This is a genomic window from Rhodococcus sp. NPDC019050, assembly GCF_055664235.1.
This window is the reverse complement of the sequence record NZ_JBVOON010000001.1, coordinates 161,983-174,776: the sequence shown is the minus strand read 5'-3', so window position 1 is coordinate 174,776 and position 12,794 is coordinate 161,983. Positions and strand designations below refer to the sequence as shown.

Here is a 12,794-nt window from a genome sequence, read left to right as displayed (position 1 = left end):
GGGCACTGGGGCGTCGGCGCGTTGTTTAGGGCCGCGACGTCCGGGGCATAGCTCCCAGCACGTCGGTGAGCCAGAGAATCTACGAGATCGCGCCGCGAGGCCACTCGTACTTCTGTTCGGCACTCGAGTGAGACGAAACCTGGAGACACGCGAATGACGACCGTAGTACCCCCTAATCCTCTGGCGAGCCCGAAAAATCTCAATAGTCCGAATTCTTGGGCGCAGCCGAACATTTCCGGCACCCGTCACGCGTCGGCGGACGTGTCCGACACCGCGGTCGTCGAGCACTCCTGGGTCGGACCCGGCCTCTTCGTCTGTTTGGTACTTCTCGGCGGAATTGCCGGAGGCGTCCTCATGGGCTCCCTCGGGGCGGGCATGGCGTTCGCGGCCATGATCGGCGGCCTCGCTGCAATTCTCGTCGCCTGCCTGTAACCACCCCGAGCGGACCGACTGCCGCGCGACCCGGCCGCGTAGTCCGTTCGAACGGATCGTCCCGCCGACTCGCGACACACCGCGACGAAGTGTTGCGTGTCACATCCCGGAGGCGCAGTATCGGTTCATGTCGGCGCCCTGGGACGAGGACGGCGGCTTCGCGTGGGAGCGCCGCGAAGCCGGCCAGAGCTGGGAACAGATCGGCAGCGAACTGGGCTGCCCCCCGCACGTCGCGGAGGAACTCGGGGAGAGATACCGCGCCGAGGTCGAGCAGATCGTGATGCGCGATCAGATTCCCCTCTTCGATCTGCTCGACTGACGCGCGTGCCGCGGCCCGGCGTCGCGCTGTGCGGCCCGTCGTTGCCCGGGTTGTCCGACCTGCGCAGTCGTATCGTTGTCCCTCGTGTGTGGTAAGCCGTAGCGACGACCGAGTCGACCATGAGGGGGCCCACGCGTGCTCACGCTGCACCGTGCCGAACGCACCGACACACTCGCCGACGCGCTCGGTGAGTTGCTGGCGGCGCCGCTCGGCGACCCGTTCGCGCGTGAAGTCGTCGCTGTGCCGGCTCGCGGCATCGAGCGCTGGCTCACGCAGCGTCTGTCGAGGGTATTGGGGGCGACGGACGGCGACGGTGTTGCGGCCAACATCGACTTTCCGTCTCCGTCCAGGCTGGTGGACGAGGCACTCGCCGCCGCGTCGGGCACCACCGCCGACGAAGATCCTTGGCTCCACTCACGGGTGCTGTGGACAGTGCTCGACGTCATCGACGACTCTGTCGGGGAACCGTGGTGTGCGGCACTGACCCGGCATCTCGGCCACGGCCACGACGACTACCGGGCCGGTCGCAGATACGCGACCGCCGCGCATCTCGCCGGTCTCCTCCGCAGCTACGGACTGCAGCGCCCGGACATGATCGCGGAGTGGGCGGCGGGCCGCGACACCGACGGAACGGGCGTGCCTCTCGCCGATCACCTGCGCTGGCAGGCCGAACTGTGGCGCCGTCTGCGCGACCGCGTCGGCACCGGCAGCCCGTCCCAGCAACTCGGCACCCTGTGCTCGCGGTTACGGGACGAGCCCGGCCTCGTCACCCTGCCCGACCGGCTGTCGCTGTTCGGCCCCACCCGGCTCGACGCGGTGCAACTGGCGGTGGTCTCGGCGCTCGGGGTCCACCGCGACGTCCACCTCTGGATTCCGCATCCGAGTCCGGCAATGTGGGCTGCGCTCGCCGACGGAAACTCCCCGCGGCGCCGTGCCGACGACAACAGTGCGCTCCGTGTCCGGCACCCGTTGCTCGCGGCGCTCGGACGCGACGTACGTGAGTTCGAGATGCGACTGTCGGCGCTAGAGGCGACCGAGGTGGCCCACACCGCACCCGAGCCGCCCGCGACGTTGCTCGGCCGATTGCAGTCCGACATCCGGGCCGACCGCGCACCCGAACCGGGGTCGGCGCAGGCAGACGGCACCGTCGCGATCCACGCGTGCCACGGGCCGACGCGGCAGGTCGAGGTGCTGCGCGAATGCCTGCTGCACCTCTTCCAGGACGATCCGACCCTCGAACCGCGCGACGTGATCGTGATGTGTCCGGACGTCGAGACCTATGCACCGCTCGTGCACGCGGCGTTCGGACGCGGAGTGGGTGAACACCCCGGCCACACACTGCGGGTGCGCCTCGCCGACCGCGGGCTGCGCCGGACCAATCCCGTGCTGTCGGTGCTCGACGATCTTCTCGGTCTCGCCGACGCCCGCGTCACCGCGAGCGAGGTTCTCGATCTCGCCGCCTCGGCCCCGGTTCGACGCCGGTTCGGTTTCGACGACGACGACCTCGAACGACTGCAGGAGTGGGCGGCCGAGGCGGGAGCGCGATGGGGGCTCGGCCCGTGGCAACGCCGACCGTTCGGTCTCGGCGACTTCCCGCAGAACACCTTCGGCACGGCCCTCGACCGGATCCTCCTCGGTGTCGCCGCCGACGAGTCCGGTGGTGAATGGCTGTCGCTGGCATTACCTCTCGACGATGTCGACAGCAACGACATCGATCTCGCGGGGAGGTTCGCCGAGTACATCGACCGGCTCACGGTCTCCCTGCTCGGAATCAAGGGTCCGCAACCGGCCGAAAAGTGGTCGGCGGCACTCGTTCAGGCGCTCGACCTGCTCACCGACGCCGCCCCCGCCGACGCATGGCAGCTTGCCCAGGCGCACCGCGAGATCGGCGCCGCGATCGAGCATGCGGGTGCGGCAGAGCTACGACTTGCCGACGTGCGTGGCATGCTCGCGAGCCGCCTCGCGGGTCGTCCCAGCCGATCGAATTTCCGCACGGGCGAACTGACCGTGTGCACGATGGTGCCGATGCGGTCGGTCCCTCACCGCGTGGTCGTCCTGCTGGGACTCGACGACGACATCTTCCCGCGTAACGCCCACATCGACGGCGACGACGTTCTTGCCCAGAATCCCTGTGTCGGAGAACGCGATTCGCGCAGCGAGGACCGCCAGTTGCTGCTCGATGCCGTGATGTCCGCGACCGAGCGGGTCCTGTTGTTCTACACCGGCGCAGACGCAGTCACCGGTGCCGCCCGGCCACCGGCCATACCGCTCACGGAGATTCGCGACGTCGTCACCACGATGGCCGGCACGACGGTCGACGACCAGCGGATCGTGCGCCGTCACCCGTTGCAACCGTTCGATCCGCGCAACTTCAAGGCCGATGCCCCGTTCGGCTTCGATACGGCCGAACTCGCGGGAGCCCGGGCAACCCAACAGCATTCGCGCGAGCCGGTTGCGCCTTCGGGTCTGGCGGTGGCCACCCTCGCAGCGCCGGTACGCACCGACGTCGATCTCGCCGACCTCGTGGCGTTTCTGGTCCATCCCAGCCAGGGCTTTCTGCGGCAACGCCTCGGCATCCGCATCCCGGAACTCGACGAGGGGATCGTCGACGCTCTCGACGTCGAACTCGATCCGCTGGCGAAGTGGAACCTCGGCGACCGCATGCTCGAAGCAAGGCTGGCCGGAATGTCGGCCGCCGATTTCCGTGCGGCGGAGTGGCGGCGCGGCACGCTGCCACCGTATGCGTTCGGCGAGCGTGTACTCGACGACGTGACGAACGAGGTCGAGGGCCTCGTTGCCGCATGCGCCCCGGTCCACGCCGGACGCGCGCAGACCGTGGACATCGTGCTCGACCTCGAAGGCGGGCGCAGGTTCACGGGCACGGTGGGAGGTGTGCACGGCACGGTGATCGCCCGGAGCACGTATTCCAAACTCGGTGCCAAACACCGCCTGACCGCGTGGGTGCAATTGCTGGCCGTCGCCGCGTCGGGCCACCCGGGGCAGTGGAAGGCGATCACCACCGGACGCAGTCGTTCGCGGCTTCCTGCGTGGCGATCCACGCTGCTCGCTCCCGCCGACGCCGCCGAACAACTTGCGCGTCTGGTGGACCTGCGAGACCGGGGACTGCAGTCGCCGTTGCCGATCGTCACAGGCGCGTCCGCCGAATACGCCGAACGACGGCATCGCGGCGACTCCGTCGAGATGGCGATCACCGCGGCAGGCCGCGCTTTCGGCGGTGCCTTCGGTGACGGGCAGGATCGGCACGTGAGGTACCTGCACGGATCCGGCGTCACGCTCGGTGCTCTCACCGACGACGGACCTCGCGACGACGAACGTTCCTGGTTCGACGACCCCAGCCGTTTCGGTGTCCTCGCGCGCCGTCTGTGGGAGCCGTTGCTCACGTCGGAGAATCAGGCCAGGCCGTGACGGAAGGACATTTCGTGACCCTATCGCCGGCGACTTCGCCCGCGTCCACGGCAAGCTTCGATCTGCTCGCGCCCCTACCCGAGGGCACCACCGTCCTCGAAGCCAGCGCCGGGACGGGCAAGACCTACGCGATCGTCGGACTCGCAACCCGTTTCGTCGCCGAGGGTGTCGTCGACCTGTCCGAGTTGCTGCTCGTGACGTTCAGTCGCGCCGCGACCCAGGAACTGCGTGAACGAACCCGCAACCGGTTCGCGGAAGTGGTGCGAGCCCTCGCCGACCCGGAAACCGCGCGGGAGAGCGGCGATCCGCTGATCCGCCATCTCGCAGCCGACGATGTCCACGACCGCCGCGCGCGCTTGCGCCAGGCGTTGTCCGACTTCGACTCGGGCACCATCTCCACCACACATGGTTTCTGCCAGCGGATGCTCGGTGAACTCGGCATCGCAGGCGAACGCGAACCCGATGTGACCGTCGTCGAGAACGTCGACGACCTCACATCCGAGGTGGTCACCGACCTGTACCTGCAACGGTACGGGCGTGGTGAGGCGCCGATCCGGTACGCCGAAGCCAGGACCGCAGCACGCGCGGCGATCTTCGACCCGCAGTCCGACCTGGCCCCCGAAGGCGCCGACGGCACACCGGCCGGCGAACGTGTGGACTTCGCGCGCGAGGTGCGCCGCGAGGTCGAGGATCGGAAGCGACGCATGGGGTTGCGTGACTTCGACGACCAACTTGCACTGCTGCACCGCGTTCTGCTCGACCCCGAGCACGGCGAGGACGCGTGCCGAAGGGTGCGCACCCGCTTCGGCGTCGTGCTCATCGACGAATTCCAGGACACCGACCCCAAGCAGTGGGAAATCCTGCGGAAGGCCTTCCACGGTTACTCCCGGCTGGTACTCGTCGGTGATCCCAAGCAGGCGATCTACGCGTTCCGCGGCGCGGAGGTGCTCAGTTACCTCGACGCCGTCTCCTCGTCCGACGCGCACTGCGAGCTGACCACCAACTGGCGCAGCGACGCCGACCTGGTCACCGCGTGCGAGTACGTGTACGGCGGTGCGGCACTGGGAGATCCGCGCATCGTCGCGAACCGGGTCGAGGCTGCGCAGCCGAAGACCCGGCTGACGGGCCTGGCGCCGCTGCGTCTGCGGCACTTGCCGCGCGCCGGAGCAGGTCCCCTCAACGACTGGGGCTTCCCCAAGAATCTCGACGGTCTCCGAGCGCGCGTCGCCCGCGACGTCGCCGCCGACATCGTCAAGATCCTCGGCAACGACGGCGTCACCATCGATCTCGGCGCCGGTGCCGAGCGGGTGGAACCGGGCCACATCGCGGTGCTGCTCCGCAAACACAAGCAGGTCGCGCTCGTCCACGACGCGCTGGTGGCGGCAGGAGTCCCGTGTGTCCTCGCGGGCGGAACGAGTGTCTTCTCCACGTCCGCGGCCACCGAGTGGCTGTGGGTGCTCTACGCGCTCGAGCAGCCGCACCGGGCCGATCGCGTGCGGCTCGCGGCGCTGACCCCGCTACTCGGCCGCACCCCATCCGAGGTCGACGAACGCGGTGACGACCTCGTCGCAGAAATCGGCAGCCTGTTGCGCGAACTGTCCGCGGTCTACCTCCGTTCGGGATTCGCCGCGGTCTTCGAGCGGATCGGCGCATACGGCGCGCTCGAGGCTCGCTTGCTCGACGAGCCGTCGGGCGAACGCCGGCTCACCGATCTGCGGCACGTCGCGCAGTTGCTCGAGCAGGCGGCAGCCGGGCAGGTGCTCGGCCTCGCTGCGCTGACGCGGTGGCTGGAAGACCGGATCAACGATCCCGACGGCGGCTCGGCAGATCGCATCCGGCGCCTCGACAGCGACGCCGCTGCCGTGCAGATCCTCACCGTGCACGGCAGTAAGGGCCTGGAGTTCCCGATCGTGTACGTCCCCTACGGCTGGGACGCCGCCAAGAACCCCGAGCCCGACAGCCTGCTGCTCCACGAGAACGGACGGCGTGTCCTCGACGTCGGAGGCAAAGGCAGCCCCGGCTACGGCGAACGCAAGCGCCGACACGACGAGGAAGAAGCCGGCGAAGAACTGCGGCTGCTGTACGTCGCGATCACCCGCGCGAAGTGCCAGCTCACGCTCTCCTGGGCGCCCTCGACGCCCACGTCCAGATCGGCGTTGCACCGGCTGATCTTCGCCCGCGAACCGGGTTCACCGGACCTCGCCGCGGAGGGACCTGTTCCTCACGACGAGGCGATGGCGGAGAAATTCGAGCAGTGGGCAGCCCCGGCAGGTGGGCTGATCGCCGTCGAACCCGTGGGGCCGTTCAGGATTCCGCAGCTCACCTGGTCTGCACCCCGTGAAGAAACCGGTCCGCTCGCCGCAGCGACGTTCGACCGTGTGATCGACGAAACATGGCGACGCACATCGTATTCCGCGCTCACCGCCGCAGCCCACGACGAACCGGGCCTGGGCACCGACGTGGAACAACCCGAGAAGGACGACGAACCGGAAGAGCCTCCACTCGTCGAAACGGAACCCGCCGTGGCGGGTATCCCGTCGCCGATGAACCATCTGCCCGGCGGCGCGGTCTTCGGCACGCTCGTCCATGCGGTGCTCGAAGTCGTCGACACCGCCGCTCCCGACCTCGACGCCGAACTCCGCGCCTCTTGCCGAGAGGTGGTCTCGCAGCAACTCTCGCAGGTGGACGCGGACGAACTGGCCGACGCGCTGCTGCCGGTGCTGCGCACGCCGCTCGGTCCGCTCGGGCGCACCCTCGCCGACTTCGACCCCGCGGACCGACTCGCGGAACTCGACTTCGAGTTGCCCCTGACCGGCGGCGACAATCCGGTCCCGGTCACCGTCACGCTCGATGCGGTGGCGATACTGCTGCGACGCCACCTCACCCCGGGTGATCCGATGCTGCCGTACGCCGACGCGGTCCGGCATCTCGAACCGGTTCCGCTACGCGGCTTCCTCACCGGCAGCATCGACGCCGTGCTGCGTACTCCCGATCGTCGTTTCGTCATCGTCGATTACAAGACCAACCGTCTTGCGCGCGTGGACGAACTGACGACCGCGCACTACACCCGTGAGGCGATGGCGGCGGAGATGATCCGTGCGCACTATCCGATGCAGGCGTTGCTGTACGCGGTGGCACTGCACCGCTACTTGCGCTGGCGCCTATCGGGATACGATCCCGACACTCATCTCGGCGGTGTGCAGTACCTGTTCGTCCGGGGGATGGCCGGCCCCCAGAGCCCGCTCGGTAGCGGTGTCTTCGACTGGCATCCTCCGGCCGCCCTCGTCACCGACCTGTCGGATCTCCTTGCCGGAAAGGCCCTGTCGTGACGGATGCGCAAATAGCCCAGCGCGGTAAAGGTGCGCTCCGCACGTTCAACGAGGCGGGTGCCCTCGCCGCCGCAGATGTGCACGTCGCCGTGCGGCTTGCCACTCTCGGCGGGGAATCGGACCCCGACGTGCACCTCGTCACGGCACTCGCGGTCCGCGCGGTGCGCGCCGGTTCGGTGTGTCTCGACCTGGATCGTCTGCGCGATGTCACCGTGGAGGAGGACGAAAACGGAAACCCGTTGGTCGCTCCCGAAGACCTGCCGTGGCCCCGCGACGAGGATGTCCTCGCCGCGTTGCGCCGCAGCCCGCTCGTTGTGGGAGGCGGGCCGGGCGGACTGCGGCCACTGCGCCTGATCGAGACCGCCGACGGTTCGCTGCTGTACCTGGACCGCTATTTCCGGCAGGAGCAGACCATCCGGCGGGTGCTCGCCGAGCGGGAAGGTCACTTCCCGGAAGTCGACGAACAGCGACTCGTCACTGCGCTCACCGGTCTCTTCCCGGACCCGGCGGACCCGGCGCGTCCCGCTCCGGCCCCCGACCGTCAGCGTGTCGCTGCCGCGCTCGCGGCGACCCACCTGACCACCGTGATCGCCGGTGGCCCGGGCACCGGAAAGACGCATACGGTCGCGCGCATTCTTGCCTTGCTCACCGAACTGCACGGCCGCGACCTGCGAATCGGTCTCGCCGCGCCCACCGGGAAGGCTGCCGCCCGGTTGCAGGAATCCGTGCGCGAGCAGGAATCCGAGCTGAAACTGCCTCCCGACATCACCGCGATGACTCTGCACCGGATGCTGGGATGGCAACGCGGTCGTACCCGGTTCCGCTACCACGCCGACAATCACCTGCCGTACGACGTGATCGTCGTCGACGAAACGTCGATGGTGTCGCTGACGATGATGTGCCGTCTGCTCGAAGCGGTACGCCCCGACACCCGACTGGTGCTGGTGGGCGATCCCGATCAGCTCGCGTCCGTGGACGCCGGCGCGGTGCTCGCCGACCTGGTGGGCCGGCCTATCACCGGGACGCTCAATCCGGTGTTCGAGCGCGCGGTGCCCGACGACCTCGCCGTCCCGGGCGACCTCGACGAGCAAGGCGACCTTGCGGAGCATGGGCTCGGCGCTACTGAACGCACGCGGTTGAGGGGCGGCATCGTGCGCCTGAGCAAGGGTAGGCGCTTCGGAGGTGCGATCGCCGATTTGGCGCTGGCGGTCCGGCACGGCGACGACGACGAGGTCATGAAGATCCTCGGCAGCGGCCGACCCGAAGTGTCGTTCGTGAGTCCGTCCGATCTCTCCGCGCTTCGCGCCGACATCGTGCGGTCGGCCGAGGAGGTCACGCTGGCAGCGGAGGCCGGCGACGTCGCCACGGCACTCGACCGGTTCGAAAGCCACCGTCTGCTGTGTGCGCACCGCGACGGGCCGTCGGGTGTGAAGCGGTGGGCGCGTCAGGCCACCGAATGGATCGGTGCTGCCACCGGCAGGTACCTGGATCCGGAACGCTGGTATCCGGGTCAGCCTCTCCTGGTGACGGCGAACGACCACGACATGCGCATCTACAACGGCGACACCGGGGTCGTCGTGCGCCGCGGCGACGAACTCGTCGCGGCGTTTGCCCGTGGGAGACAGCCGTATCTGCTCCATCCCAGCCAGTTGTCCGCAGTCAGCACGCTCTATGCCATGACGATCCACCGCAGTCAGGGAAGCCAGTACGGCACGGTGTCCGTGGTGCTGCCCGAAGCGAAATCCGCGCTGCTCACCCGGGAACTGCTCTATACCGCGATCACCAGGGCGCGCGTCCACGTGAGGATTGTCGGTACCGAGGAGTCGGTGCGCGCCGGAGTGGCGCGGCAGGTGCTGCGAGCGAGCGGACTGCGCAGGGAAATCCCGGCGTAGTCGTCCCGCCCGGCACCGGCGGTGCCATGCTCGACAGGTGTACGGGGCACCTGTGGCGGAAGCGGGTACGGGGCTGACGTGATGGAGTGGGCGGCAGCGGACGGCTACACGATCGGGCGACTCCTGGTCACCCGGGGGCTCGCCGCGCTCTACCTGGTCGCGTTCCTCGCGGCGCTTCTCCAGTTCCGCGCCCTCATCGGTGCGCGCGGATTGCTTCCGGTGCCCGACTTCGTGGCGGCGCGCACCTTCAAGAGTTCACCGAGTGTGTTCCACTTCCGCTATTCCGATCGGCTCTTCGCGGCGCTCGCCGTGCTCGGTGCGCTGCTCGCGCTGCTCACGCTCGTAGGTGTCACCGAGCGGTTGCCGTTGGCCGCGTGCATGGCGGTGTGGTTCGTGATGTGGGCGCTGTATCTGTCGATGGTCAACGTCGGTCAGGTCTGGTACTCGTTCGGGTGGGAATCGCTGCTGCTCGAGGCGGGTGTCCTGGCCATCTTTCTCGGGAATGCCGACGTCGCTCCGCCGTTCCTCGTGCTGATCCTCATTCGCTGGTTGCTTTTCCGAGTCGAGTTCGGCGCCGGGCTGATCAAGATGCGGGGAGATCGTTGCTGGCGCGACCTCACGTGCCTGTACTACCACCACGAGACGCAACCGATGCCGGGACCGCTGAGCCGCTACTTCCACCTCCTGCCGCGACCCCTGCACAGAGTGGAGGTGGCGGGAAACCATGTCACGCAACTCGTGGTGCCGTTCGGCCTCTTCTTGCCGCAACCCGTTGCTGGAGTCGCGGCCGTCATCATGATCCTCACGCAACTGTGGCTGGTGGCGAGCGGAAACTTTGCGTGGCTCAACTGGATCACGATCGTCCTGGCATTCTCGGTGGTGCCGGACGAGTTCTACGGCCGGATCGCGACCGTGAATACGGATTACGCGCCCACTCCGCTTCCGTTCACCGTGGCGGTGATAGCCCTGACCGTCTTGACCGCGGTGCTCAGTTACCGCCCGGCGCGCAACCTCGCATCCAGGCGGCAGGCGATGAACGCGTCGTTCAACCGATGGCATTTCGTCAACGCGTACGGCGCTTTCGGCAGTATCACGCGCACCCGCCACGAGGTTATCGTCGAGGGGACCGCGGACCGGGTGGACAGTCCCGCGACCGAATGGCGGGAGTACGAGTTCCGCGGCAAACCGGGGGATGTCCGTCGTCGTCCCAGTCAGTACGCGCCGTACCATCTCCGGCTCGACTGGCTCATGTGGTTCGCGGCGATCTCGCGGGACTACGCCGCCGCATGGTTTCCACGTTTTGTACGCAAGCTGCTCGAAAACGACGACGCTACGCTGAAGCTCTTGCGGCACAACCCGTTCCCCGACACTCCGCCGGCTCGCATCCGTGCCCGGTTGTTCCGGTACCGCTACGCCACACGGTCGGAGCACCGGGCCACGGGTGCGTGGTGGGTGCGTGAACCCGTCGGGGACTTCATGATGCCGCTGGCGTTGTCGGACTTGCGGATGCTGTGAACCGGGACGGGAGCACCGGCACGGACTAGGCGACCACCGCGTCCACGGCCTTCTTCAGTGCCGAAGGCTGTGCCGGTGACGTCGGTGCCTTCTTCTTGCTCTCGAGCAGTTCTTCCCCGATCTCCTGCAGTTTCTTACGGCCGAGGCTCTCGCGCACCTTCGGGAACCACTCGTCCTCTTCTTCTTCGATGTGATGCTCGACGTTCTCGATCAGCACGGTGGTCTTCGCATCGAAACGCTCGTCGTCGGGCGACATTGCGGCGAGTTCGGAGACGAGAACATCGGCGACGTGGTGCTCTTCGTACGACTCGAGCACGTCGTCCTCGAGTTCGGGGACGAGGTCGCGGACACGCGGGTACAACACTTCGTTCTCGATGTAGGTGTGCACCGTTAACGCCTCGATGATCTTGCCGACGATCGCGCCCTTCGTCTTCACCGCGTTGTCACCTGCGCTGCGGAAGTCGCGGAAGAGTTTCCGGATCTCCTTGTGGTCGTTCTTGAGAATGACGAGAGCATCGGTGGACATGGGGCTCCTCGCGGGATCGTGGGCCTGCCGCCGGTCGGCTACGGCTCGTTACTGCCACAGATGCCCCGGCTCCGTTGGCAGGAAACGCATATCGCGCGTGGTGTCACCGCACGTCCGGCGGGCGCGGACCAGCGTCTACAGCGACCAGTGGATGGTGACGTGGGTGCCCTGCGGAGTGGGGTCGACGACCACGTCGGTCGCGAGTCCCCGTATCAAGGCGAGTCCGTGGCCGCGCGAACTCGGTGTGGCATCGGCGTCGTGCCAGCAGCCGTGGTCCGCGACCCGAACTTCGAGAACCTGGTCCTGCGGCAGATACGTCGCCTCGAAATCGAGGGAGGCAGAGGTGTCGTCGACGTCGTAGGCGTGTTCCACGGCGTTCGCCAAGGCCTCGTAGCTCGCGAGCACCACGTCGTGTTTGCGGTCGTCGTCGACATCGAGTTGCTCGAGCCACTGGCGCATGGCACGACGGAGATCCGAGATGAAGGCGGGATCGGCGCGCACACCGCGGAAGAAGATCCCCCCGGACGTGAAGGACGCGGAGCCGTCGCTGTCCGTCAGCACAGCACACCCACCGGGACGACGTTCAGCCGCAATTCGGCCGGATGCAGACAAGGTTTTCCTCGCATACAAAATGCGAAGCCGGCTGTTTCGGGGGCGCTCTTCGACGACTGCACCCTCGAGTCATACCCAGCCGGATACGGGAATCCACCTCCGGATGATCACGAAGAAAAAATCAGGGGTCACCGTGATTACTTCCGCGAGTTTTTCTGGTCCCAATACGCAAGGGACCGCCCTGTCGGACCGGTCGAATGCCGTCGAAATGGTCCGTACCGAAAGGAGAGATCATGCCGAAGATCACACCGTGGTTGTGGTTCGACATGAACGCCGAGGACGCCGCGAAGTTCTATACGAGCGTGTTCCCCGACTCGCGGATCGGGGAGGTCACGTACTACCAGGGTGGCGCCCCGGTCCCGGAGGGAACGGTGATGTCGGTGGAGTTCTTCCTCGACGGTCAGGTGTTCTACGGGCTCAACGGTGGCCCGCAGTTCCCGTTCACCGAAGCGGTGTCGTTCCGGATCGACTGTGCTTCCCAGACGGAAGTGGATTACTACTGGAACGCGCTGACCGCGGATGGTGGGGAGGAATCCCAGTGCGGTTGGCTCCGGGACAAGTACGGGCTGTCCTGGCAGGTGGTCCCACAACAACTGGACGAACTGTTCGGCCTGTCCGACCCGGCTGCCGTGCAGCGAGTGGTCGATTCGATGATGACGATGCGCAAGCTCGACGTGGAGGCGCTCGAGGCCGCAGCCCGGGGCTGAGACCCCGTCTGTGCCCGAGCGCGAATGCCGGGCGCG

General features: G+C 67.6%; 9 protein-coding genes. 7 read left to right on the top strand and 2 right to left on the bottom strand.

Annotated features, from left to right (window positions below; translation table 11 throughout):
• Positions 1-261: 261 nt before the first annotated feature.
• The 6 genes from AC0B44_RS00810 to AC0B44_RS00785 all read left to right on the top strand — a co-directional run bounded on the left by AC0B44_RS00810 (position 262) and on the right by AC0B44_RS00785 (position 10,913).
• Positions 262-432, top strand: a complete 171-nt coding sequence (locus tag AC0B44_RS00810) for a hypothetical protein (protein WP_471901029.1) — start codon at positions 262-264, stop codon at positions 430-432.
• 127 nt (positions 433-559) lie between these two features.
• Positions 560-751, top strand: coding sequence for a hypothetical protein (locus tag AC0B44_RS00805; RefSeq protein WP_471901028.1), 192 nt, complete (start codon positions 560-562; stop codon positions 749-751).
• Positions 752-886: 135 nt separating this feature from the next.
• Positions 887-4,177, top strand: coding sequence for an exodeoxyribonuclease V subunit gamma (recC, locus tag AC0B44_RS00800; RefSeq protein WP_471901027.1), 3,291 nt, complete (start codon positions 887-889; stop codon positions 4,175-4,177).
• A gap of 14 nt (positions 4,178-4,191) precedes the next feature.
• A complete protein-coding gene (locus tag AC0B44_RS00795) occupies positions 4,192-7,506 on the top strand; it encodes a UvrD-helicase domain-containing protein (protein ID WP_471901026.1) in 3,315 nt (1,104 codons plus the stop codon).
• The gene (recD, locus tag AC0B44_RS00790) at positions 7,503-9,398 is read left to right on the top strand and encodes an exodeoxyribonuclease V subunit alpha (RefSeq protein WP_471901025.1); all 1,896 of its coding nucleotides are present in this window, start codon (positions 7,503-7,505) and stop codon (positions 9,396-9,398) included. The genes AC0B44_RS00795 and recD overlap by 4 nt, the downstream gene beginning before the upstream one ends.
• Positions 9,399-9,479: 81 nt before the next feature.
• On the top strand, positions 9,480-10,913 hold the full coding sequence (locus AC0B44_RS00785; RefSeq protein ID WP_471901358.1) for a lipase maturation factor family protein: 1,434 nt from the start codon (positions 9,480-9,482) through the stop codon (positions 10,911-10,913).
• A 25-nt stretch (positions 10,914-10,938) separates the two neighbouring features.
• Here the strand turns inward: AC0B44_RS00785 and AC0B44_RS00780 are convergent, their stop codons facing one another.
• Positions 10,939-11,439 carry a hemerythrin domain-containing protein gene (locus AC0B44_RS00780; protein WP_471901024.1) on the bottom strand — a complete coding sequence of 167 codons (501 nt, stop codon included), beginning with the start codon at positions 11,437-11,439 and terminating at the stop codon, positions 10,939-10,941.
• A gap of 135 nt (positions 11,440-11,574) precedes the next feature.
• On the bottom strand, positions 11,575-12,000 hold the full coding sequence (locus AC0B44_RS00775) for an ATP-binding protein (protein WP_471901023.1): 426 nt from the start codon (positions 11,998-12,000) through the stop codon (positions 11,575-11,577).
• Positions 12,001-12,284: 284 nt separating this feature from the next.
• Here AC0B44_RS00775 and AC0B44_RS00770 point away from each other — a divergent pair, with 284 nt between their 5' ends.
• Positions 12,285-12,758 carry a VOC family protein gene (locus AC0B44_RS00770; RefSeq protein ID WP_471901022.1) on the top strand — a complete coding sequence of 158 codons (474 nt, stop codon included), beginning with the start codon at positions 12,285-12,287 and terminating at the stop codon, positions 12,756-12,758.
• Positions 12,759-12,794: the final 36 nt, after the last annotated feature.